Source organism: Pantoea sp. XAF26B01_ASV70, assembly GCF_054512635.1.
Genome location: NZ_CM137251.1, coordinates 3906574 through 3930175 on the forward strand (window position 1 = coordinate 3906574; position 23602 = coordinate 3930175).

The 23602-nt window shown below is 57.4% G+C and carries 17 protein-coding genes and 1 riboswitch; of the genes, 11 read left to right on the forward strand and 6 right to left on the reverse strand.

Features of this window, described 5'->3' with window-relative positions; genetic code table 11:
• Window positions 1–13: 13 nt before the first annotated feature.
• The 5 genes from ACX8ZY_RS18485 (at window position 14) to ACX8ZY_RS18505 (ending at window position 5194) form a co-directional block, all read left to right on the forward strand.
• Entirely contained in the window at window positions 14–826 is an 813-nt protein-coding gene (locus ACX8ZY_RS18485; protein WP_158149653.1) for an alkaline phosphatase family protein, read from the forward strand.
• Entirely contained in the window at window positions 823–1668 is an 846-nt protein-coding gene (locus ACX8ZY_RS18490; RefSeq protein WP_010252254.1) for an ABC transporter permease, read from the forward strand. The genes ACX8ZY_RS18485 and ACX8ZY_RS18490 overlap by 4 nt, the downstream gene beginning before the upstream one ends.
• A gap of 11 nt (window positions 1669–1679) precedes the next feature.
• Window positions 1680–2465 carry an ABC transporter permease gene (locus ACX8ZY_RS18495; RefSeq protein WP_031593877.1) on the forward strand — a complete coding sequence of 262 codons (786 nt, stop codon included), beginning with the start codon at window positions 1680–1682 and terminating at the stop codon, window positions 2463–2465.
• A 2-nt stretch (window positions 2466–2467) separates the two neighbouring features.
• Window positions 2468–3460 carry an ABC transporter ATP-binding protein gene (locus ACX8ZY_RS18500; protein WP_459260511.1) on the forward strand — a complete coding sequence of 331 codons (993 nt, stop codon included), beginning with the start codon at window positions 2468–2470 and terminating at the stop codon, window positions 3458–3460.
• Window positions 3461–3568: 108 nt separating this feature from the next.
• The gene (locus tag ACX8ZY_RS18505; RefSeq protein WP_010672204.1) at window positions 3569–5194 is read left to right on the forward strand and encodes a Na/Pi cotransporter family protein; all 1626 of its coding nucleotides are present in this window, start codon (window positions 3569–3571) and stop codon (window positions 5192–5194) included.
• Between the two features lie 95 nt (window positions 5195–5289).
• Here ACX8ZY_RS18505 and panS read toward each other — a convergent pair whose 3' ends face one another.
• The 3 genes from panS to lysC form a co-directional block, all read right to left on the reverse strand.
• Entirely contained in the window at window positions 5290–6207 is a 918-nt protein-coding gene (gene panS / locus ACX8ZY_RS18510) for a ketopantoate/pantoate/pantothenate transporter PanS (RefSeq protein WP_010252655.1), read from the reverse strand.
• Between the two features lie 183 nt (window positions 6208–6390).
• The gene (gene aqpZ, locus ACX8ZY_RS18515) at window positions 6391–7083 is read right to left on the reverse strand and encodes an aquaporin Z (RefSeq protein ID WP_010672203.1); all 693 of its coding nucleotides are present in this window, start codon (window positions 7081–7083) and stop codon (window positions 6391–6393) included.
• Window positions 7084–7323: 240 nt separating this feature from the next.
• Window positions 7324–8676, reverse strand: coding sequence for a lysine-sensitive aspartokinase 3 (lysC, locus tag ACX8ZY_RS18520; RefSeq protein WP_022625207.1), 1353 nt, complete (start codon window positions 8674–8676; stop codon window positions 7324–7326).
• Window positions 8677–8789: 113 nt separating this feature from the next.
• A riboswitch (Lysine riboswitch) is annotated at window positions 8790–8982 on the reverse strand.
• Window positions 8983–9373: 391 nt separating this feature from the next.
• Between lysC and pgi the strand changes: the two genes are divergently transcribed.
• The 5 genes from pgi (at window position 9374) to ACX8ZY_RS18545 (ending at window position 15509) form a co-directional block, all read left to right on the forward strand.
• Window positions 9374–11020 carry a glucose-6-phosphate isomerase gene (pgi, locus tag ACX8ZY_RS18525; protein WP_010672201.1) on the forward strand — a complete coding sequence of 549 codons (1647 nt, stop codon included), beginning with the start codon at window positions 9374–9376 and terminating at the stop codon, window positions 11018–11020.
• 565 nt (window positions 11021–11585) lie between these two features.
• On the forward strand, window positions 11586–11834 hold the full coding sequence (yjbE, locus tag ACX8ZY_RS18530; RefSeq protein WP_061901861.1) for an exopolysaccharide production protein YjbE: 249 nt from the start codon (window positions 11586–11588) through the stop codon (window positions 11832–11834).
• Between the two features lie 197 nt (window positions 11835–12031).
• Window positions 12032–12679 (forward strand): YjbF family lipoprotein, encoded by a 648-nt coding sequence (locus tag ACX8ZY_RS18535; protein WP_010672200.1) that lies wholly within the window; start codon window positions 12032–12034, stop codon window positions 12677–12679.
• A complete protein-coding gene (locus ACX8ZY_RS18540) occupies window positions 12676–13419 on the forward strand; it encodes a capsule biosynthesis GfcC family protein (protein WP_010252675.1) in 744 nt (247 codons plus the stop codon). The genes ACX8ZY_RS18535 and ACX8ZY_RS18540 overlap by 4 nt, the downstream gene beginning before the upstream one ends.
• Complete coding sequence (locus ACX8ZY_RS18545) at window positions 13419–15509, forward strand: YjbH domain-containing protein (protein WP_459260515.1); 2091 nt, start codon at window positions 13419–13421, stop codon at window positions 15507–15509. Before ACX8ZY_RS18540 ends, ACX8ZY_RS18545 begins: the two co-directional genes overlap by 1 nt.
• A gap of 286 nt (window positions 15510–15795) precedes the next feature.
• Here ACX8ZY_RS18545 and metH read toward each other — a convergent pair whose 3' ends face one another.
• A complete protein-coding gene (gene metH / locus ACX8ZY_RS18550; protein ID WP_421665387.1) occupies window positions 15796–19431 on the reverse strand; it encodes a methionine synthase in 3636 nt (1211 codons plus the stop codon).
• 242 nt (window positions 19432–19673) lie between these two features.
• Here metH and iclR point away from each other — a divergent pair, with 242 nt between their 5' ends.
• Window positions 19674–20501 (forward strand): glyoxylate bypass operon transcriptional repressor IclR, encoded by an 828-nt coding sequence (gene iclR / locus ACX8ZY_RS18555; protein WP_010252683.1) that lies wholly within the window; start codon window positions 19674–19676, stop codon window positions 20499–20501.
• Here the strand turns inward: iclR and aceK are convergent.
• Together aceK and aceA are read right to left on the reverse strand one after the other, a co-directional pair.
• Window positions 20476–22224, reverse strand: coding sequence for a bifunctional isocitrate dehydrogenase kinase/phosphatase (gene aceK, locus ACX8ZY_RS18560; RefSeq protein ID WP_167433127.1), 1749 nt, complete (start codon window positions 22222–22224; stop codon window positions 20476–20478). The genes iclR and aceK overlap by 26 nt on opposite strands.
• 62 nt (window positions 22225–22286) lie before the next feature.
• Window positions 22287–23588: an isocitrate lyase gene (gene aceA / locus ACX8ZY_RS18565; protein WP_163763177.1), complete on the reverse strand. Its 1302-nt coding sequence runs from the start codon at window positions 23586–23588 to the stop codon at window positions 22287–22289.
• Between the last annotated feature and the right edge of the window lie 14 nt (window positions 23589–23602).

Consider the following 23602-nt stretch of genomic DNA (forward strand, 5'->3'; position numbering starts at 1 on the left):
CAGGGAGAACGGAATGAAGACCATTCTGGTAGTGCTGGACGGCCTGAGCAATCAGGTCGCACAACATGCAATGGGTTACCTGCATGCCGAATGTTCGCAGGGCAACGGGTTTTATTACCGTATGACCTGTGAATTACCCTCGCTGTCACGCCCGCTTTATGAGTGCATTCTGACCGGTATTCCGCCGGTCAGAAGCGGCATTATTCATAATGGCGTCAGCCGGTTAAGCCGCGAGCGTAGCATCTTTCACTTTGCGCGAGCGGCGGGACTGACGACTGCGGCGGCGGCCTACCACTGGGTGAGTGAGCTTTATAACCGAACGCCGTTCGTTCCGGCGCGCGATCGTCACACTGACGCGCCGGACCTGCCCATTCAGTATGGCCATTTTTATTCTGACGATAGCTATCCCGACTCGCATCTGTTTGAAGATGCAGAGAGCCTGCGGCTGCGTCACGATCCCGATTTTCTGCTAATCCACCCGATGAATATCGACGATGCCGGTCATAAATCGGGCCTCTCTTCGCCACAGTACCGCAACCGGGCACGCATCGCAGACGGCCTGCTGTCGCAGTGGATGCCCTTGTGGCTGGCTGAGGGCTATCAGGTGATGGTGACCGCCGATCACGGCATGAATGACGATCGCTCCCACGGCGGTATTCTGCCGGAAGAGACCACAGTGCCGCTGTTTGTCTTTGGCCGGGCTTTCTCGCTGCAGCCTGACCTGGCACCGCAGCAGACCGATCTGTGCGGCACGCTGTGTGAACTGCTTGAGGTGGCGCATGACAAGCCGGTCTGTCGCGGCCTGCTGGCGGAGTCGAAGAGATGAGAGGAAAAGGAGTCGCGCTGCTGCTGCTGTTACCGTTCACCCTGTTCTGGGTCGCCTTTCAGCTGGCACCGCTGTTGTGGATCGCCATTAACAGCTTCTGGAGTGAGATGAACAGCCAGTGGGGCTGGGATAACTATCAGGACATTCTCACCTCGCCCTTCTACCAGCAGGCGTTTCGTTTTTCGCTGGATATCTCACTCTGGTCAAGCGTCTACGGCTTACTGATTGCACTGGTCACCGGCTATTCACTGCATCAGCTCGGCGGCGGGCGACTGCAGCGCTTTCTCATCGCTTTTACCAATATGACCAGCAACTTTGCCGGTGTCCCGCTGGCGTTTGCCTTTGTGATTCTGCTGGGGCTGAACGGCTGCCTGACATTGCTGTTGCGCCATTATGGTCTGGTTGAGAGCTTCAGACTCTTCTCGCGCAACGGCATGGTGCTGGTCTACACCTGGTTCCAGATCCCGCTGGGCGTGCTGCTGCTCTACCCGGCGTTCGACGGGCTGAAAAAAGAGTGGCAGGAGTCCGCTGCGCTGCTGGGTGCCAGCCGCTGGCACTACTGGTGGCATATCGGCCTGCCGATTCTGTTTCCGGCGCTGCTCGGGACCTTTGTGATCCTGCTGGCAAATGCACTGGGCGCTTACGCCACGATTTATGCCCTGACGACGGGTAATTTCAACGTGGTGCCGGTGCGCATTGCCGCGCTGGTCTCCGGCGATATCTCGCTGGATCCCAACACCGGTAGTGCGCTGGCGATGCTGCTGGTGGCGATTATGGCGCTGATCACCCTGGTGCAGCAATATCTGGTGCGCCGTAGCTATCTCAATGCGAAACAGCCATGAAAGGAGCCGCCATGTCACGTGCTGAGCACCTCTATCACCGGATAATGGTCGGGTTACTCTTTACCCTGCTGGCACTGCCTTTACTGGCCACACTGCTTTATGCACTGTCGTCCGACTGGAGTAACACCATTCTGCCACAGGGCTATAGCCTGAAGTGGTTCATCCAGCTCTGGAGCGACCCGCGATTTCTGACGGCGCTGGGCCATTCGCTGCTGATTTGCCTGGGTGCGCTGCTGTTCTCGCTGGTGCTGGTGCTGCCTGCCATGTTTGTAATCGCTTACTATTTTCCTCGACTGGATGCGGTGATGAACGTCCTGATCCTGATGCCTTTCGCCGTGCCGCCGGTGGTGTCGTCAGTGGGATTACTGCAACTCTACTCTTCGTCACCGCTGATGCTGACCGGCACGCCGTGGATCTTAATCGGCTGTTATTTCACTATCGCGTTACCCTTTATCTACCGGGCGCTGGCGAACAATATGCAGGCGATCAACCTCAAAGAGCTGATTGATGCCGCGCAGTTGCTGGGTGCCAGCACCTGGCAGGCGGCGCTGTGGGTCGTGCTGCCCAATCTGCGCAAAGGGATGCTGATTGCCGTGCTGCTCTCTTTCTCCTTCCTGATTGGCGAATTTGTCTTCGCTAACCTGCTGGTCGGCAACCGCTATGAAACCCTGCAGGTTTACCTCTTCAACATGCGTAACGGCAGCGGTCACTTCACCAGCGCGCTGGTGATCTCCTACTTCTTTGTGGTGCTGCTGGTTACCTGGCTGGCCAACGCCCTGAATCCCGAACGAGGCTGAATATGAGTTACCTTGAGGTCAGAGAGCTGAACAAGTCCTATGGACCCACGCCCATTTTTGAGCAGATCGATTTCAGCGCCGCTGAAGGGGAATTTGTCACCCTGCTCGGCCCCAGCGGCTGCGGTAAATCGACGCTGCTGCGTTGTCTGGCGGGATTAACCGGCGTCGACAGCGGTGAAATCAGGCTGGAGGGCAAAGATATTGTACCGCTGGCCCCGCAGAAGCGCGCCATCGGTATGGTGTTCCAGAGCTATGCGCTGTTTCCCAATATGACGGTAGAGAAGAACGTCGCATTTGGCCTGAAGATGCAGAAACTGCCCGAAGCGCAGATTCGCCAGCGGGTACTGGAGGTGCTGGAGCTGGTTGAACTCAGTGATTATGCACGCCGCTATCCGCACCAGTTGTCAGGCGGGCAGTGTCAGCGCGTGGCACTGGCACGTTCGCTGGTGACGCGTCCGCGTCTGCTGCTGCTGGATGAACCGCTGTCAGCGCTGGATGCACGTATTCGCCGCCATCTGCGCGATCAAATCCGGCGCATCCAGCGCGAGCTGAATCTCACTACCCTGTTCGTCACCCACGATCAGGAGGAGGCGCTGACGCTCTCCGATCGTATCGTGCTGATGAACCGGGGCAAAATCGTGCAGAACGGCGATGCCGAAGCGCTCTATACCCAACCGGTCGATCTCTTTGCCGCCGGATTTATTGGCAACTACAACCTGCTGAGCGCTGAGCAGGCGACGCGACTGACCGGGCAGCCTTTCCATAGCCAGGTGGCCATTCGCCCGGAATCGATGTTGTTTACCGCGCCGGGCCAGGGCATTCCTGCGCAAATCCTCAGCCACAGCCTGCTGGGCAACGTGATCCGCTATCGTATCCGGGCGCATGATGTGGAACTTTCGATTGATGTGCTTAACCGATCGGCGGCGGATTTGCACCCCGCTGGCAGGAAGATTGGTCTACAATTAGAGATGTCGACTTTGCGCCAGGTGGCTTAAAACACAGGAAAAAATCACGCATAGCACGGCAATCCCCTTCACAGATTGCTCTCTTCCGTCAGGCTGGCAGTCTGTGCTTTAAGCCTGACATTCGAGGAGCGACACCACGTGTTAACCCTGCTTAATTTACTCTCTGCGGTGGCCCTGCTGGTCTGGGGCACGCATATCGTACGAACCGGCATCATGCGGGTCTACGGTGCCGATCTGCGCCGCGTCCTGAGTCGCAGCATAGAAAAAAAACCGATGGCGTTTCTGGCGGGCATTGGCGTGACCACGCTGGTGCAGAGCAGCAACGCCACCACGCTGCTGGTGACCTCTTTTGTGGCGCAGAATCTGGTCAGCCTGACGCCCGCGCTGGTGGTGATTCTTGGCGCGGATGTCGGCACCGCGATTATGGCGCGTATCCTGACGTTTGATCTCTCCTGGCTCTCACCGCTGTTTATCTTCTTTGGCGTGGTGTTCTTCCTCAGCCGCAAGCAGACCCGTGCGGGTCAGTTAGGCCGGGCCAGTATCGGCCTGGGCCTGATATTGCTGGCGCTGCAGCTGATTGTCGAAGCGGCTCGGCCGATTACCCAGGCCGCCGGTGTCCAGGTGCTTTTCTCCAGCCTGACCGGCGACGTGATGCTCGATGCGCTGCTGGGTGCGGTGTTCGCTATCATCAGTTACTCCAGCCTGGCCGCGGTGCTGATCACCGCGACGCTCACCGCCACCGGCGTGATTTCGTTCAAGGTGGCGCTCTGTCTGGTGATTGGTGCCAATCTCGGTAGCGGCCTGCTGGCGATGATCAACGCCAGCGGCTCGAATGCCGCGGGCAAGCGCGTGGCGCTCGGCAGCCTGCTGTTCAAGCTGATCGGCTGCGTGTTCATCCTGCCGTTTGTCGATATTGTGGCGGAGTGGCTGGATAAGCTGCCGGTCAACGATGAAGAGTTAGTGATTTTCTTCCATGTGTTTTACAACCTGATCCGCTGCGTAGCGATGGTGCCGTTTGCTGACCTGATGGCGCGCCTCTGTCGTCGTATGATCGCCGACGACGTGGATAACGCGCTGCACCTCAAGCCGAAACACCTCGATCGCAGCGCGCTGGATACGCCGGCGCTGGCGCTGGTGAATGCCGCCCGCGAAGCGTTGCGCATGGGTGACGTGCTGGAGCAGATGCTGGAGGCGTTTAATAAGGTGGTGCATGGCGAATCCCGCGAGGAACGCACGGTGCGCAGGCTGGATGATGATGTCGATGTGCTCTATACCGCCATCAAACTCTATCTGGCGCGGATGCCAAAAGAGGACCTCCCCGAAGAGGACTCACGTCGCTGGGGCGAAATCATTGAAATGTCACTAAATCTGGAGCAGGCCGGGGACATCATTGAGCGGATGAGCGGCGATGTCGCTGACAAGTCACTGGCAGCGGGCCGCGCGTTCTCTGCCGAGGGATTAAAAGAGCTGCAGGAGCTGCATGAGCTGCTGATCGCTAACCTCAGAATGAGTCTGTCGGTGTTTCTGTCACACGATATCACCAGCGCTAAACGTCTGCGCCGCGCTAAACATCGTTTCCGTCTGATGATCCGCCGCTACTCTCATGCGCATGTTGACCGCCTGCACCAGAAGAACGTGCAGAGTATTGAGACCAGTTCGCTGCATCTCGGTTTACTGGGCGACATGAAGCGCCTGAATTCACTGTTTTGTAGTGTGGCCTACACGGTGCTGGAACAGCCCGACGATGAACGTGACTATGAATAAAACTGAGCGGAGTGAATAACCTGCCGCGCCGGAGCGGCGATCGTCCGGCGCGGCAGCAGTGAGATGCGGCGCAGTGTAATAATGCGCCGCCACTGTTACTTCTTCTTAATCGGCTTTCCTGACCAGTAACCCGCCAGCAGTGAACCTGACAGGTTGTGCCACACCGAGAACAGCGCGCCTGGCAATGCCGCCAGCGGTGAGAAGTAGAGTTTGCCCAGCGTCGCCGCCAGACCGGAATTTTGCATGCCGACCTCCAGCGCCAGGGTACGGCAGGTTGACTCATCGAAGCCAAACAGCTTACCGCCCCAGTAGCCGCCAAGCAGGCCAATCGCGTTATGCAGGATCACCGCCGCGATCACCATCAGACCCACCGATCCAATAAAGGCCTGACTGCCCGCCACCACCGCACTGATGATCAGCAGAATACAGACCATCGAAAACGCAGGCAGCCAGGGTTCCACCCGGCGAACCACGCTGTTCATACTGTGATGAATGATCAGTCCCAGGGAGATGGGGATCACGACGATCTTCACGATGCTCAGCAGCATGCCAGCCACATCAACCTGAATGTGGGTATCAACATAAAAGCGGGTTAACAGCGGCGTGGCGAACACACCCACCAGCGCAGAGACTGACGAGATGGTCACCGACAGCGCCACATCCCCCTTCGCCAGATAGATCATGACGTTGCTGGCGGTGCCGCTGGCAACTGAGCCGACCAGAATCATACCGGCAGCCAGATCGGGCGGCATATGAAACAGTTTTGCCAGTCCCCAGGCGGCTAACGGCATCACCAGATAGTGCAGAAAGGTTCCGGCAATCACCGGCGCAGGTCGGGTCAGGACCCGTTTAAAATCGTCGATATTCAGGGTCACACCCATGCCGAACATAATCAGCATCAGCAGATAAGTGACCCAGGGTCCGATGCCGAGAAACGTACCTGGAGAGTAATAAGCGGCGACAGACAACAGCACGGCCCAGAGCGGGAACAGGCGGGTTAACGTGGCGAGCATAGCCAGACTTCCTTATAAGAATGTTATGTTTTATGCAGATTTGCCATAGAGAGTCATCATGCAGGAACGACTGCCGTGACGAAGGCGGGATCATAACATTTCATTATCATGGCGTAAGGCGAAGATGGGGCGAGGCGGCAAAATGCGGATCGACTGCTGCCGATCCGCTGCATATCGAAGAAATTACGCTGCTTTTTCCTCTAAACCGCGGTAGATCAAACCACCAATCACGGCACCGATAATCGGCATTAACCAGAACATCCACAGCTGAGAGATCGCCCAGTCACCCTGGAACAGGGCTGCCGCGGTGCTGCGTGCCGGGTTAACCGAGGTATTGGTTACCGGAATGCTGATCAGGTGGATCAGGGTTAACGCCAGGCCGATCGCAATAGGTGCAAAGCCTTTCGGCGCGCGTTCGCTGGTGGCACCCATAATCACAATCAGGAAGATAGCGGTCATCACTCCTTCGGCGATCATACCTGACTGCAGGCTGAAGCCGCCCGGCGAGTGTTCACCGTAGCCATTCGCCGCAAAGCCGCTGGCCGCTGCACTGAAGTCGCCTTTACCGCTGGCGATCAGATAGAGCACCGCGCCAGCGGCAATGCCGCCTGCCAGTTGCGCGATGATGTAAGGAATGGCCTGAGACGCGGGAAAACGTCCGCCTGCCACTAATCCCAGGGTCACCGCCGGGTTAAAGTGCCCGCCGGAGATGTGACCGACCGCATACGCCATGACCAGCACGCTCAGCCCGAAAGCCAGCGCCACGCCCATGAAGCCAATGCCCAGCTCCGGGAACGCAGCTGACAGCACGGCACTTCCACAACCGCCGGCCACCAGCACGAAGGTACCCAGCGCCTCTGCGACTAACCTTTTCATGATATTTCCTAAATTTGGGTGAATTGATTCAGCGGCGGGATTATAAATCTGCGGGAAGGGAGCGCAATGCAGGTGCACGAAATGCGCAGAGAAAGGGGTTGCCATTTGGCAATAACAGAATGTAACTTTATGTATTAAGGGGATTTATCGAAAGTCGCGTGCCGGGGAGTAATGAGGGAGATATGAACCATTCTTGCCGTTTTTCAGGCCGCGCTGACGCGGCCTGAATGGCAGAGAAGTTTACTCGAACAGATTACGATGCAGCGTACGTACCACGCTTTCAGCATCGTTGCCCGGTACCAGGAAGCAGAGGTTGTAGCTGCTGGCACCGTAGCAAATCATCCGCAGGTTGAACGGGTCGAGCACACCAAATACCTCTTTGCCGACGCCGCACGCTTTTGACAGCTGATTACCGATAATCGCCACCAGCGCCAGATCTTCTTCCACTTCAACCCGGCACAGCGACGAGAGTTCAGTCAGTAAAGCCTGGGTCAGCAGGCTGGCACTGGTTGAGGTCGATCCGGTGGTGTCGAGCGTCAGCGCCACGCTCACTTCAGAGGTGGTGATCAGGTCAACCGAGACGTTATGACGCGCCAGAATATTGAAGAGTTCAGCAAGAAAACCAAACGTATGCAGCATGTTAAGGCTGTGCAGCGTTAGCAGCGTCTGCTTACGGCGTAGCGCCAGCGCACGAAACAGCGGCGGGTTGCGGGTTTCATTGCAGACGCGGGTCCCACCGGCTGCCGGATCCTTACTGGAACCGACGAATACCGGAATACCCCGGCGTACAGCGGGAAGCAGCGTCGCCGGGTGCAGCACTTTCGCGCCGAACGTCGCCATTTCAGCGGCTTCTTCAAAAGTAATTTCATCAATACGCTTCGCCGTCGGCACCACGCGCGGATCGGTGGTGTAGATGCCCGGCACATCCGTCCAGATATCCACACGCGCCGCATTCAGCGCTTCGCCCAGCAGCGCGGCGGTGTAATCACTGCCGCCGCGACCCAGGGTGGTGGTGCGCCCTTCGCTTTCACTGCCAATGAAACCCTGAGTAATGACTAATGCCTGCTCAATGCGCGGCTGTAACTGCGCCGTCGCCTGCTCCGCCAGCACCTGTACATCCGGTACTGCCCGGCCAAAATGATCATCGGTACGCATAACCTTGCGGACATCGAACCACTCCGCGTTAACCTGGCGTTCACGCAGAATTTCCACAAACAGCAGTGATGACATCAGCTCACCGTGGCTGACCAGTTCATCGGTCAGAGCATTTGAGGTGGCCAGTGAGGCGGCTTCGGAAAGCATGCTGATATTGTCGATCATCCGATCAATTTCATCGCGGATCACTTCCGGACGCTGCAGGCGATCAACAATGGCGTACTGGATACGGCGGATATCATCAAGCAGCACAGCGCGCTGGGGAGCCTGCTGGCCTTCAGCCAGCGCAACCAGCAGATTAGTAATGCCCGCCGAAGCAGAGAGCACCACCAGACGCGTGCTGGCGTCCTGCAACACCACATCGGCGCTGCGGTTCATCGCTTCAAAATCGGCTACGCTGGTGCCGCCGAATTTTGCCACTATCAGTGTTTGAGACATGTAGGACCTCGTGTCAGGTTATCTTGTTCTCGCCGATGAAAGGGTCGAGAAACATTCTTTCAGCCAGGCACAAGGAAAGAGCAGAAACGGGCGGACAAGATCGGATAGACGAGTCACCCAGAAGCGCCCCACCTTGCGAAACGTCGACTGCAGACGTTTCTGGTGACAACCCAGAGGATTCAGCCCCTGTAGCCGACAGGCAGCACACCGCGTGCTGACCCACCTCGGCGTCGCTCCCCATCATGTGTTTTCACCGGATACGGTTCCTCCAACACACTGCCTGGGCGACGCGCCTCTTCTGGCTTGCGCACAGGTGCGCAAGTAGGCGCATAGATCTAGCCTTTTCTGGACCTGCTGTCAATGTCAGCGATGCCCGGAGCGCCGCATCAGAAAACAAATGACTCTGCGTCGCAGCGGCTACAGTGCTTAATGGGTTCAGCCCATGCAGCAATCCCTGATACGGCACAACGTTTTGCGCAGACTTTCGCGTCACACTTTACCGCGCGTTGCCTCTGCGGTCCGCTGGCTGTTCGCGCCAGTGAATGCTGGCGATAAACAGCGGCGTTCAGATCGCCTGTCCGGCGCGCGCTGACAAAATTTTTCCTTTCAGTTACAACTGTGGTCATACTGAAACGCTAAACGGGCATGATGTGCCTCCGATGGAATGACGGTTCTTAATATCAACAAGAGTGTTGCCATGAAAAATATCAATCCGACACAAACCGCAGCCTGGAAAGCGCTGCAACAGCATTTTGAGCAGATGAAGTCGGTAGAAATTGCCGATCTGTTCGCCCAGGATGCCGATCGTTTTGCCAAATTCTCTGCCACCTTTGATGATCAGATGCTGGTGGATTTCTCCAAAAACCGCATCACCCAGGAAACCCTCGATAAGTTACAGGCGCTGGCCAAAGAGACCGACCTGAGCGGTGCCATTAAGTCTATGTTCTCGGGTGAGAAGATTAACCGCACCGAAGATCGTGCGGTGCTGCACGTCGCGCTGCGTAACCGGAGTAACACGCCGATTCTGGTGGATGGCAAAGATGTGATGCCAGAGGTCAACGCGGTGCTGGATAAGATGAAAGGCTTCTCTGAGCGCATCATCAGCGGCGAATGGAAAGGCTATACCGGTAAAGCGATCACCGACGTGGTGAATATCGGTATCGGCGGCTCTGACCTCGGCCCGTTTATGGTGACTGAAGCGCTGCGCCCGTACAAAAACCATCTGAACATGCATTTTGTCTCTAACGTTGACGGCACCCACATCGCCGAAACGCTGAAAGACCTCAGCCCGGAAACCACCCTGTTCCTGGTGGCATCGAAAACCTTCACCACCCAGGAAACCATGACCAACGCCCACAGCGCGCGCGACTGGTTCCTGAAAACGGCAGGCGACCAGCAGCACGTAGCGAAACACTTTGCTGCGCTGTCGACCAACGCCAAAGCGGTGGGCGAATTTGGTATCGACACCAACAACATGTTTGAATTCTGGGACTGGGTTGGCGGCCGCTATTCACTGTGGTCAGCGATCGGCCTGTCGATCATTCTCTCGATTGGTTTCGATAACTTCGAGCAGCTGCTGAGCGGCGCACATGCCATGGACCAGCACTTCGCCTCTGCGCCGGCTGAGCAGAACCTGCCGGTGCTGCTGGCACTGATTGGCATCTGGTACAACAATTTCTTTGGTGCTGAAACCGAAGCGATTCTGCCTTACGACCAGTACATGCACCGCTTTGCCGCCTATTTCCAGCAGGGCAATATGGAGTCAAACGGCAAGTATGTGGATCGTGCCGGTCATCCGGTGGACTACCAGACTGGCCCAATCATCTGGGGCGAACCTGGCACCAACGGTCAGCACGCGTTTTATCAGCTGATCCACCAGGGTACCAAGCTGGTTCCGTGCGACTTTATTGCGCCGGCCATTACCCATAATGCGCTCGCGGATCACCATCCGAAGCTGCTCTCTAACTTCTTTGCCCAGACTGAAGCGCTGGCGTTTGGTAAGTCACGCGACGTCGTAGAGAAAGAGTTTACCGATGCCGGTAAATCTGCAGAGTCTGTAGCCCATATCGTGCCGTTCAAGGTGTTTGAAGGTAACCGCCCGACTAACTCCATCCTGCTGCGTGAGATTACCCCTTACAGCCTGGGCGCGCTGATTGCCCTGTATGAGCACAAAATCTTCACTCAGGGTGCCATCCTGAATATCTTCACTTTCGATCAGTGGGGTGTGGAATTAGGTAAGCAGCTGGCGAACCGTATTCTGCCGGAACTGGAAAACGAGGACGAAGTTACCACTCACGACAGCTCCACTAATGCCTTAATTAACCGCTATAAATCCTGGCGTTAATCGGCGTTAATTTCATCGGGCGGCCACTTTGCCGCCCTTTTTTTGACTGTTTTTACATCTGAATGGGCTGTTTATATCGTTGGAGAGCATGGGTTGTCAGGGAAAAGTCTTAAAATAACCTAAGATAATTCTGAACATCGATGCGCTGAACGGGCCAGCATAAAGTATAGAATGGTCCTGAAATCGGGTAATCTCTATTGTTAGCTATTGATTCATAATCATATTCAGTTTCAGCAATCCTGAGTAAATTCTGATTATTCTTATTCCGTACCAGATATTAATAAAAAAGAACATTACGCTTTGCAATTGATTCGCCAGCAGCGAAATATCTGGCATCAGCCCGAAATATTCCGATATAAAAAGTAGTTATCCCCAATCCAGCTAATTAAATCACGCGCCCACCCCGCTATTCACCCTGGTTTTTCCGGTGCTGAACTCTGGTATTTTGTTGCCCTATACTGAACGCGCCCGCAATGGGACTGTCCGTCGATTTTGCCGCAGTCTGACTGCGTTGCAACCTCAGCGGACAGAGATCCTTCATTCACTCAATGCAGGAAACGCTGTTATGAAAAAAACTATGGTTGCCGGTGCAGCCTTGATCTTGGTTGCCGTCTCTTCCAGCGCATTTGCTGCGCCGGAAGAAGCTGGTACCGCAGCTGGCGCGCAGGCGGGAGCAATCTCTGCTGGCACGTCGACCGCTGTGGGTATCGGTGCACTTGGCGCGCTGGTCGGGCTCGGCATTGCCGCTTCTGGCGGTGGTGACGGTGCAAATACCGGTACAACAACCACGACCACGACGAGCACCACTCGTTGATGGATGCCCGACCCCCGTCTGATTGCTGATCTGCAGCAAACGGGCAGAGGCTGAACCACTGACTTCGGTGAGTGAGGACGCTGAGCCACGTAACCTGTATTTCTGCAGCCGGAACGGGACGGGCAGAGCACCTTTAAACATAACCACACGCCTGTGTGGTTATTTTTTACTTTGGCATGACTTATCAGGGACACACAGTGCGCCAACTTCCTCTGCTGCTCGCTTGCCTGCTGCTGCAGGCCTGTACACAAACGCAAAAAGGTCTTGAACAGACTCTGCTGCTTGCGGTTAACGGTCCGGACGACGTGACCGTTACCGATCAACAGGTCAACAATCTTCCCTATGCCAGTCTCTATGCTCGACTGAATGAAGGTCCGCGCATTTTTGTAGTGCTCGGCTACAACGAGAAAGGTCAGCAGAAATGGGTGACACAGGATCAGGCGATGCTGGTGACACAGCATGGCCGCCTGGTTAAAACCCTGGGCTTGCCAGATAACCTGCTGAGCGTCAGCAATCTGCAACAGGATCCGCTCGCTGACAGCCTGCATATCAGCAACGGCGCAGGCTGGACCCGCATCGTGCAGTGGACCGAACAGGGCAAGGTTCGCGGCGCGACTGTGCGTTCAACCTTCCAGCGCGGCACCGACGAAGTCCTGACCGTGGCGGGCAACCGCATTCCGTGCCGCGTCTGGCATGAGCAGGTGAGCATCGACAGCAGTAACCGCGAGTGGGAAAACACCTTCTGGATTGATAACAGCAGCGGCGATGTGGTGCAGGCCCATCAGATGCTGGCGGCAGACGCCTTCCCTGTAGATATCACTATTCTGAAGCCGGCGAAATCATGAAAAAAATCACTTTTTTGCTGGCCGGGCTGAGCCTGTTCAGCGCCGCAGAAGCGCAGGCAACTGCGCAGGTTATCGTTCATGCACCGCACAACGGCGGTCAGGCTGAGCTGAGCCAGGTCGCGGATCTCTCCCAGCTGGTGACTCTGCCTCCACTGCAGGTCAACACTGACTGGCGTGCGACCTTTATTGCCGAGCGCGGCGCCAGCGCGGTGGCACAGCAGCACTATCAACAGACGCTGGGCGCGTTACGTGCCTGGCGTGCCGACAGCAGCGGCGATCGGGCGGCGGCCATTGATGAGGTGATCCGCCAGCTGAGCGCCATCAAAGTAGCAGGTCGACAGTTCACGTCGCTCGACCCGGACTGGATCCGTCTGCATCCGGCTGACAACCGTCGGCTGGAAGGCAGCTATGACCTCTATCTGCAGGCCCCCTCAGATTCTGTACTGCTGCTCGGCGCGCTGAGCGGCGCAGGCAAAGTGAGCTGGCAGCCGGGTAAATCAGTACGCGACTATCTGGATGGTCATGACGCACTCTCCGGGGCAGAACGCAATTTTGTCACCGTGATTGCACCTTCAGGCGCCACACAGCAGGTGCCGGTTGCCTACTGGAATCATCGCCACGCGGAAGTGGAGCCAGGCAGCATTATCTGGCTCGGCTTTTCGTCATGGAGCCTGCCAGGCAGCTATGAAGATCTTAATGAACGCATCCTTTCCGTACTGACTCACCGGATACCAGACTGATGAAAAAACGTTATCTCTTCAGCCTGTTGGCTGTTTCCGTGGCGGCAGCCTGTCAGGCGCAGGCTGACACCTGGCCCGAGCCGGTGGGCCCTTCACAATCCGATTTCGGCGGCGTGGGTCTGATGCAGGTGCCGACGGCGCGCATGGCCAAAGAGGGCGAGTTCAGCCTCAACGCGCGCGACAACGATCAGTACCGATACTACTCCGCGTCACTGCAGCTCTTTCCCTGGCTGGAGACCACTGTGCGGTATACCGACGTGCGCACCCGTCAGTACAGTGCGGTCTCAGAATTCAGCGGCACGCAGAGCTATAAAGATAAAGCCTTCGACCTGAAACTCCGTCTGTGGCAGGAGGGCTTCTGGCTGCCGGAAGTGGCGGTGGGAACCCGCGATCTGGGCGGTACCGGTCTGTTCGACAGCGAATACCTGGTGGCGACCAAAGCATGGGGACCGTTCGACTTTACCCTGGGGCTTGGCTGGGGCTATCTCGGCAACAGCGGCACCGTGAAGAACCCCTTCTGCTCATACAGCGACAGCTATTGCCAGCGTCCGCAGGTGGGCGAAGCGGGTTCAATCAACGGCTCGCAGATGTTCCACGGTCCGACGGCGCTGTTTGGCGGCGTGGAGTATCAGACGCCCTGGCAGCCGCTGCGCCTTAAAATGGAGTATGAGGGCAACGACTACCAGAATGACTTTGCTGGCCGCCTTGAGCAGCGCAGCAAGCTCAACGTCGGCGCGATTTATCGCGTAACCGACTGGGCTGACATCAACGCCAGCTACGAACGCGGTAACACCTTTATGTTTGGTGTCACCATTCGCACCAACTTCAACGATCTGCGTCAGGCGCACATCGACAGCGAGAAGCCTTCCTACAATCCGCAGCCGCAACCTAAGTTGCTGGAGCCGACGGTGGTGGGCACTCAGCTGACCGATCTGAAATACAATGCCGGTCTTGATGGTCCGCGTATTCAGACTCAGGGTCACACGATCTATGTGTCAGGCGAGCAGACGAAGTATCGCGATACCCGTGAAGGGATGGATCGTGCGAACCGCATCATCATGAACCACCTGCCTGACGGCATCGACACCATCAATGTCACCGAGTCGCGCTTTAACATGCCACAGGTGACGACTGAGACGCAGGTCGCCAGCCTGCGTAACAATCTGGAAGGCTATCCGCTGGGCCATGAGCAGCCACTGCAACAGACCCGCAAAGAACCGGTCGATCCGGGTACCACTGAGCAGGGGATGTTTATCCGTCAGGATCGCCTGAACTACAGTCTGTCGCCGGTGCTGAATCAGTCGGTGGGCGGCCCGGAAAGCTTCTATATGTATCAGGTCGGCGTGATGGCCAGCGCTGATTACTGGCTGACGGATCACCTGCTGGTGGGCGGTAGTCTGTTTGGTAACCTCGCCAACAACTACGACAAGTTCAACTACAACGGCGCACCGGCGGACTCTTCGCTGCCGCGCGTGCGTACCCATATCCGCGACTACGTTGAGAACAACGTCTACGTCAACGATCTGCAGGCGAACTATATGGGCCACCTCGGTAACGGCTTCTATGGTCAGGTTTACGGCGGGTACCTGGAGACGATGTATGGCGGTGTGGGCGGCGAGCTGCTCTATCGTCCGGTCGATGCGAACTGGGCGGTGGGCGTCGATGCCAACTATGTCCGTCAGCGTGACTGGGACAACATGATGCAGTTCAATCGCTATAAAGCCTCAACCGGCAACCTGACGGGTTACTGGCGTCCATGGTTCATGCAGGATGTATTGGTGAAAACCAGCGTCGGTCAGTATCTGGCGAAAGATAAAGGTGTGACGGTCGATGTGTCGAAGCGCTTCGACAGCGGCGTGATGGTGGGTGTCTATGCCACCAAAACCAACGTCTCGTCTGAAGAGTATGGCGAAGGCGACTTCACCAAAGGCTTCTATATCTCTATCCCAATGGATCTGTTCACCGTGACGCCAACGCGCGGTCGCGCGCAGGTAAACTGGGTGCCGCTGACGCGTGATGGCGGTCAGATGCTGGGTCGCAAGTACCAGCTGTATGATCTGACGTCCGATCGCGACGCGCGCTTTAATTAAGCAGATGGCGGCCTCAGGGCCGTTTCATGCGGTTAACAGAAAGCAGGCTCAGGGAGCATACGCCTGAAGCAAAGCATAGCAATGAGATCGCGCCTGCTCAGGGAACCCGGTCAGATCGGAAAGGCGCTAATGCCATCCCTGGCCGCTCGGCTCGCGCCGTCCCTGGCGCGGGACGCTTTCCTCCTCTGACCGGGTTCCCTGCGCGTTGAGTTTCTTCATTGCTGCCAGATTTAACCGGAGCTGGATTTGTCAGCAGTCTGAAGCGGCCCTCAGGCCGCTTTTTTATTTAGTCCGCGTCGTAGCCGAGATTCGGCGCCAGCCAGCGCTCAACTTCCGTTAACGACATCCCTTTGCGTACCGCATAATCTTCCACCTGGTCACGCTGGATCTGCGCTACGGCGAAATAGCGGCTGTCAGGATGGCTGAAGTACCAGCCAGAGACTGACGCGCCCGGCCACATGGCAAAGGATTCGGTGAGCTTCATGCCGGTCTGTTCTTCCACCGCCAGCAGACGCCAGATGGCGGCTTTCTCAGTGTGCTCCGGGCAGGCCGGATAGCCTGGCGCCGGACGTATCCCCTGATAATTTTCCCGAATCAGCTCTTCATTGCTGAGATTTTCGTTAGGCGCGAAGCCCCAGATCACCTTACGTACCCGCTCGTGCAGGTATTCGGCAAAGGCTTCCGCCAGACGGTCAGCCAGCGCTTTCACCATGATCTTGTTGTAGTCGTCATGCTGACGATCGTACGCCTCCGCCAGCGCATCCTCTTCCAGCCCGCCGGTCACCGCGAAGGCACCGAGATAGTCCGCTTTGCCGCTCGATTTCGGGGCCACAAAATCCGCCAGACAGTAGTTGGCGAAGTCGGTTTTTTCGGTCTGCTGGCGTAAGTGATGACTCACACACAAAATCTCATCACGCCGCTCATCACTGTAGAGATGAATATCATCGCCGACACGGTTAGCCGGAAAAATACCGACCACGCCACGTGGCTTCAGCAGCGACTGCTGGCTTAATCTGTCGAGCATCGCATTGGCATCGGCAAACAGACGCTGCGCCTCTTCACCCACCACCTCATCCTCCATGATGCGGGGATATTTGCCCGCCAGCGACCAGGTCATAAAGAACGGCGTCCAGTCGATGTAGTTGCGCAGTGTTTCAATGCTGGCCTCCACCTGGCTGACCCCGGGACGGTGCGGCATGGGTGGCGTGTAACTCTCCCAGTCAATTGAGGTGGCGTTATCGCGCGCCGCCTGCAGCGAGACCGGCGGCGTGCGCGGCTTTTTGCGTGCATGCTGAATGCGCACGGTCTCGTACTCTTTGCGGGTTCGGGCGACGAAATCCTCTTTTAACGTGGAGGAAAGCAGCGACGACACCACGCCAACGGTGCGTGAGGCGTTCTGCACGTAGACCGTCGGGCCACTGTAATGCTGCTCAATTTTGACAGCGGTATGCGCCTTCGAGGTGGTCGCGCCGCCAATCAGCAGCGGTAAGGTAAAGCCCTGACGCTCCATCTCTTTCGCCATGTTGACCATCTCATCCAGCGACGGCGTAATCAGGCCTGATAAGCCGATGATGTCCGCATTCACTTCGCGCGCCGTTTTAAGAATTTTTTCACCCGGCACCATCACGCCAAGGTCAATGATTTCGTAGTTATTACACTGCAGCACCACGCCGACAATATTTTTCCCGATGTCGTGTACGTCGCCTTTGACCGTGGCCAGCACGATTTTACCGTTGCTGCGCCCCGCCTCTTTGCTGGCTTCGATAAAGGGCTCCAGATACGCCACCGCCTGCTTCATCACGCGCGCCGATTTCACCACCTGCGGCAGGAACATCTTGCCCTCACCGAACAGGTCACCGACGACGTTCATGCCGGACATCAGCGGGCCTTCAATCACCTCTATCGGCCGTGGTACCTGCTGGCGCGCCTCTTCGGTATCCTGCTCGATAAACTCGGTGATCCCCTTGACCAGCGAATACTCCAGCCGTTTCACCACGTCCCAGCTGCGCCATTCCGCTAGCTGTTTTTCCTGCGAGCCATCGCTTTTGCCGCCAAGGTATTTCTCCGCCAGCGCCAGCAGCCGCTCGGTGCCATCATCCCGCCGGTTAAGAATCACATCCTCTACCGCCTCGCGCAGTTCTGCCGGCAAATCATCATAAATCGCCAGCTGGCCTGCGTTGACGATGCCCATATCCATGCCTTTACGGATGGCGTAATAGAGAAAGACGGCATGTATCGCTTCACGCACCGGATCGTTGCCACGGAATGAAAACGATACGTTGGAGACGCCGCCGGAGATCATCGCATGGGGCAGCTCGCGCTTGATATCTTCGCAGGCACCAATGAAATCCATGGCGTAGTTGTTGTGTTCGTCGATGCCGGTGGCGACCGCAAAGATGTTGGGGTCGAAGATAATATCTTCCGGCGGGAAGCCGACCTGTTCGGTGAGGATCCGGTAAGCACGGCGGCAGATCTCAATTTTACGGGCGCGGGTATCCGCCTGACCTACTTCGTCAAACGCCATGACCACCATCGCCGCGCCGTAACGCCGGACCTGACGGGCATGATGGATAAAGGCCGCTTCACCCTCTTTCATCGAAATTGAGTTCACGATCCCTTTGCCCTGAATGCACTGCAACCCTTTCTCAATCACCTCCCATTTTGAGGAGTCGATCATGATCGGCACGCGGGCGATATCCGGTTCGCCAGCAATCAGATTCAGAAAGCGTACCATCGCCGCCTCGGCGTCGAGCATGCCTTCATCCATGTTGATGTCGATGATCTGCGCGCCGCTCTGCACCTGCTGCAGCGCCACTTCCAGCGCATCGTTATACTTCTCTTCTTTGATCAGCCGTTTAAATTTTGCCGAGCCGGTGACGTTGGTGCGCTCACCGACGTTAACAAACAGTGACTCTGCGGTGATGTTAAGCGGCTCCAGACCGGAGAGACGGCAGGCCACCGGAATCGTCGGCAACTGACGCGGTGCGACGCCTTCAACCGCCGCCACCATGGCAGCGATATGTTGCGGTGTGGTGCCACAGCAGCCGCCAATAATGTTCAGGAATCCGGCGGTGGCCCATTCACCAATCTGCTGCGCCATCAGTTCCGCATCCAGATCGTATTCGCCAAAGGCATTGGGCAGACCGGCGTTGGGATGGGCGGTCACGTAGCCTTCAGCGATGCGCGACAGTTCCGCCACATACTGACGAAGCTCGTCGGGTCCCAGTGCGCAGTTCAGGCCAAAAGAGAGCGGTTCGGCGTGACGCAGCGAGTTGTAAAAAGCTTCGGTGGTCTGGCCGGAGAGCGTTCGGCCGGAGGCGTCGGTGATAGTGCCGGAGATCATCAGCGGCAGCGCCACGCCCAGCGCTTCCATCTCGGTCTGCACCGCATAGACGGCTGCTTTGGCATTCAGCGTATCGAACACCGTTTCAATCATGATGATGTCGGACCCGCCCTCCACCAGCGCACGGGTCGATTCGCGGTACGCCTCCACCAGCTGATTAAAAGTGACGTTACGGTAGGCAGGATCGTTGACGTCGGGTGAGATCGAGCAGGTGCGGTTGGTTGGGCCGAGCACACCCGCGACATAACGCGGACGATCCGGCGTTTTCGCCGTCCACGCATCGGCGCAGGCTCGCGCCAGGCGGGCCGCTTCAAAATTGATCTCCGCCGATAAACGTTCCATCTGGTAGTCCGCCATCGCAATCGACGTGGCGTTAAAGGTGTTGGTTTCGAGGATATCCGCACCCGCCGCCAGATAGGCGTCGTGGATCTCGCGGATCACCGCCGGTTTACTCAGCACCAGCAGATCGTTATTGCCTTTGAGATCGCAGGACCAGTCAGCAAAACGGCTGCCGCGATAATCCTCTTCTTCCAGCTTATAGCTCTGGATCATGGTGCCCATACCCCCATCCAGCACCATAATGCGTTGTGCGAGCTGCTGTTTTAACGCGTCGATTTTATTGCTCACTGTTGCCCCATTCACGTCAGTCTGCTGGCGGAAAAGCCCGTTTTTCATTCTGGCACAAGCTGGTCAGGCGACAAAGTAACCTCGACTGAGAGATTTTCAGGTCACGGCTGTACAGGTCTGACCAGAAAACCAGCGTTTGCAAAGCGCGCGATTAAAACGAAAATGATTTCCACAATGTAAAAGGAGAAACAATGATGGCAACGCCGGTTCCTGTTAAGCGCGGCAAGAAACCCCGTGGCACCCCTGTCGCCGCACCCGCGGGCGGTCAGGTGCAATCGCTGACCCGTGGCCTGACGCTGCTGGAGCTGATTGCTGACTCACATGGCAGCGTAGCGCTGACCGAGCTGGCTCAGCAGGCGGGTTTGCCTAACTCCACCACGCATCGCCTGCTCAGTACCATGCAGCAGCAGGGTTTTGTCCGGCAGGTGGGCGATCTCGGGCTGTGGACGATCGGCGCACACGCCTTCGTGGTCGGCAGCAGTTTCCTGCAGAGCCGTAACCTGCTGGCGCTGGTACACCCGGTGCTGCGTAGCCTGATGGAGCAGTCCGGTGAAACGGTGAATCTGGCGGTGCTGGATCTCAGCGATCACCAGGCGGTGATCATTGATCAGGTACAGTGTACCCAGCTGATGCGAATGTCCGCGCCGATTGGCGGCAAGCTGCCGATGCATGCGTCTGGCGCAGGCAAAGCGTTTCTGGCCCATCTGGGCGATGAGCAGGTCACCGCCCTGCTGCATCAGAAAGGATTGCATTACTACACGCCGAAAACCCTGATGTCGCCGCAGAGTCTGAAAGAGAATCTGGCGCTGGTGCGCAAAGCGGGCTTCTCATTTGATGATGAAGAACATGCGCTTGGACTGCGTTGTGTCGCCGCGCCAATCTATGACGAACATGGCGAGGCGTTTGCCGCGCTCTCCATCTCCGGCCCCATCGCCCGCATGACTGACGATCGGATTACTGAATTAGGTGCACTGGTCATCCGCGAAGCGCGCCAGGTTACGCTGGCGTACAGCGGTCGTTAACTTTATCTGCGCCGTAGCAGACGCTGAAACGCTGCGTCTGCCGCCAGGCGATCACCTCTTCCACATGGCCCTGGGCGATGCGCTGCTGCTGCGCGCGCCACCAGCGGGCGTCGAATATCTCCGGATGCAGTTGCAACAGCAATGTGCCGGTAGCAGCTTCACTGCATAACGCATAGCGGAAGGTTTCCGGGAAGACATCGTCCGGCCCGACGCTGTACCAGGGCTCGGCGCTGAGTTCATCCTCCTCATAGCGCGCCGCGGGCACATCCCGGAAGTGCAGCTCCTGCATCGGGCGAATCTCATCGTAATCGTAAAAAATCACCCGGCCATGGCGGGTGATGCCGAAGTTTTTAAACAGCATGTCTCCGGGAAAGATATTGGCCGCCGCCAGCTGTCGGATGGCATTGCCATACTCTTCAATCGCGTGACGCCGCTCTGCGGCATTCGCCTGGGCCAGGTAGAGATTAAGCGGCTGCATACGGCGCTCCAGCCACAGGTGACGAATAATCAGGCGATCGCCTTCGATATGCAGCTTCTCAGCCACGCAGGCGTGGAGTTCTGCCAGCAGCGCCGGTGAGATGCGCGACAGCGGCAGCGCAAACTGCTCGAACTCCTGCGTATCCGCCATACGTCCCACGCGATCGTGCTCTTTGACCTGCTGATAACATGCGCGGACCTGCGCTTCCGTCACCTCTTTTTGCGGCGCGAAGCGATCCCTGATGACCTTGAACACCCAGTCAAAGCCCGGCAGCGTGAAGACCAGCATCACCATGCCGCGCACGCCGGGTGCGATCTCAAAGGCCGTCTCATTCTCTGCCAGCGCCTGAAGATACTCGCGATAGCTCTCGGTTTTACCGTGCTTCTGGCAGCCAATCGCCATATAGCGCTCCGCCAGGGTTTTGCCAGGCAGAATCGGTTGCAGCCAGGCGACCAGCGCCGCAGGCACCGGCGCATAAACCATGAAATAGGCGCGGGCAAAGCCAAACACAATGCTGGCGTCATTCACATCGGTCAGACAGGTGTCGATCCACAGTTCGCCCGTTTCACTGCGCTGGATCGGCAGCAGACAGGGCAAGATGCCTTCCGGCAGATGCAGCCGCGCCACCAGCCAGGCGGTTTTGTTACGATAGAAGAGTTCACTGTTGACCTCGAGCCAGCCCTGGTTCAGCCGGGGAAAATGCGACTGCAGGTGGCGGACAATCCAGCCGACGTCGCGAGCGCGCTGCTGCCACGGCAACGTCAGCGGTAAATCGCTCAACACCTGATCCACCAGTGCCAGCCAGCCCCGCTCCGGCTGATAACGGCGCGATAACGGGCGCAAAGGTGTGACCGGCGCGGTCAGGGATTGAGAGCTGAAGATAAACAGCCGGTCAGGCTGCAGATCGGCATGTCCATGTAACCGGCAGTAGACAGAATTAAAGAAGCTTTCGGCAATTTCATGCCGTGGATAGCCGGGCAGCAGGCTTTGATAGTGGTCCTTAACCCGCAGCCAGAACATCTCATCCCAGCTGGCCGCACCGTTCAACACCCGCAGTTGATCGGCAACCAGGCTGACGTGATGGTCATAGAGATGAATACGGGCCTTCATGGCATGTTGCACCGCCTGCCATTCCGCCTGCTCAAACCGCTGCTGTGCGCCAGCAGTGATGTCGAGAAAGCGACCATACTGTGCATCAAAACCCTGCAGGATAGTGTGGGCGATCAATGATTCGCGTGGCGGCATAATCAGCTCCGGTAAACGCCCGCCCGCGGTTTGCGGACGGGGAATCAGTCAGAGGAAAAGGGTCAGAACTGATGCTCTTCGGTCGAACCGGTGAGCGCGGTGACCGAGGACTTACCGCCCTGAATGATATTGGTTACCTGATCAAAATAGCCGGTGCCCACCTCTTGCTGATGCGAAGAGAAGCTGTAACCGCGATCGCGGGCAGCGAACTCAGGCTGCTGAACCTTTTCAACATAGTGACGCATCCCTTCGCCCTGGGCGTAGGCGTGGGCCAGATCAAACATGTTGAACCACATGCTGTGGATGCCCGCCAGCGTGATGAACTGGAAGCGATAGCCCATGTCGCTGAGCGCCTGCTGAAACTTCGCGATGGTGCGGTCATCGAGGTTCTTCTTCCAGTTGAACGACGGTGAACAGTTGTAGGCCAGCAGCTTGCCGGGGAAACGCGCATGAATGGCGTCGGCAAAGCGCTGCGCCATCGCCAGATCCGGCGTTGAGGTTTCACACCACAGGATGTCAGCATAAGGTGCATAGGCCAGCCCGCGACTGATCGCCTGTTCAATGCCGGCGTGGGTGCGGAAGAAGCCTTCTGCCGTCCGGTCGCCCTGAATAAAGGGACGATCGTATTCATCGCAGTCTGAGGTAATCAGATCGGCGGCGTCGGCATCAGTTCGTGCCAGCAGCACGGTTGGCACGCCCGTCACATCGGCAGCCAGCCGTGCCGCCACCAGTTTCTGAATGGCTTCCTGAGTCGGTACCAGAACTTTGCCGCCCATGTGACCGCATTTTTTTACCGCCGCCAGCTGATCTTCGAAGTGGACCGCCGCCGCGCCCGCCTGAATCATCGCCTTCATCAGCTCATACGCATTCAGCACGCCGCCAAAACCGGCTTCAGCATCGGCCACAATTGGCAGGAAGAAATCGGTGTGGCGGCTGTCCCCCGCTTCAATGCCGCTGGACCACTGAATCTGATCGGCGCGCTGAAAGGTCTGATTAATGCGCGTCACCACTTCCGGCACCGAGTTCACCGGGTAGAGGGACTGATCGGGATACATCTGCCCCGCCACGTTGGCATCCGCCGCTACCTGCCAGCCAGAAAGGTAGATCGCTTCGATGCCCGCTTTGGCCTGCTGCAGTGCCTGCCCGCCGCTCAGCGCACCCAGGCTATTGATATACCCTTTCTTCGCCTCGCCATTCAGCAACGCCCATAATTTTTCCGCACCGCGCTCTGCCAGCGTACAGGCGGGCAAGACCGAGCCGCGCAGATTGACGACCTCTGCTGCGCTGTAAGGGCGGGTAATGCCCTGCCAGCGTGCGGTCTGCCAGAGTTGTTCCAGTTGATCGATTTGTTGAGTACGTGTCATGGCAATAGCTCCTC

Excerpts from the sequence above, each read along its gene's own strand:
- metH (WP_421665387.1), bottom strand. The coding sequence starts at position 19,431 with ATGGTGCTGGATGGGGGTATGGGCACCATGATCCAGAGCTATAAGCTG.
- ACX8ZY_RS18545 (WP_459260515.1), top strand. The coding sequence starts at position 13,419 with ATGAAAAAACGTTATCTCTTCAGCCTGTTGGCTGTTTCCGTGGCGGCA.
- aceK (WP_167433127.1), bottom strand. The coding sequence starts at position 22,224 with ATGCCGCCACGCGAATCATTGATCGCCCACACTATCCTGCAGGGTTTT.
- aqpZ (WP_010672203.1), bottom strand. The coding sequence starts at position 7,083 with ATGAAAAGGTTAGTCGCAGAGGCGCTGGGTACCTTCGTGCTGGTGGCC.
- ACX8ZY_RS18500 (WP_459260511.1), top strand. The coding sequence starts at position 2,468 with ATGAGTTACCTTGAGGTCAGAGAGCTGAACAAGTCCTATGGACCCACG.
- panS (WP_010252655.1), bottom strand. The coding sequence starts at position 6,207 with ATGCTCGCCACGTTAACCCGCCTGTTCCCGCTCTGGGCCGTGCTGTTG.
- iclR (WP_010252683.1), top strand. The coding sequence starts at position 19,674 with ATGGCAACGCCGGTTCCTGTTAAGCGCGGCAAGAAACCCCGTGGCACC.
- lysC (WP_022625207.1), bottom strand. The coding sequence starts at position 8,676 with ATGTCTCAAACACTGATAGTGGCAAAATTCGGCGGCACCAGCGTAGCC.
- ACX8ZY_RS18540 (WP_010252675.1), top strand. The coding sequence starts at position 12,676 with ATGAAAAAAATCACTTTTTTGCTGGCCGGGCTGAGCCTGTTCAGCGCC.
- pgi (WP_010672201.1), top strand. The coding sequence starts at position 9,374 with ATGAAAAATATCAATCCGACACAAACCGCAGCCTGGAAAGCGCTGCAA.
- ACX8ZY_RS18490 (WP_010252254.1), top strand. The coding sequence starts at position 823 with ATGAGAGGAAAAGGAGTCGCGCTGCTGCTGCTGTTACCGTTCACCCTG.
- aceA (WP_163763177.1), bottom strand. The coding sequence starts at position 23,588 with ATGACACGTACTCAACAAATCGATCAACTGGAACAACTCTGGCAGACC.
- ACX8ZY_RS18495 (WP_031593877.1), top strand. The coding sequence starts at position 1,680 with ATGTCACGTGCTGAGCACCTCTATCACCGGATAATGGTCGGGTTACTC.
- yjbE (WP_061901861.1), top strand. The coding sequence starts at position 11,586 with ATGAAAAAAACTATGGTTGCCGGTGCAGCCTTGATCTTGGTTGCCGTC.
- ACX8ZY_RS18485 (WP_158149653.1), top strand. The coding sequence starts at position 14 with ATGAAGACCATTCTGGTAGTGCTGGACGGCCTGAGCAATCAGGTCGCA.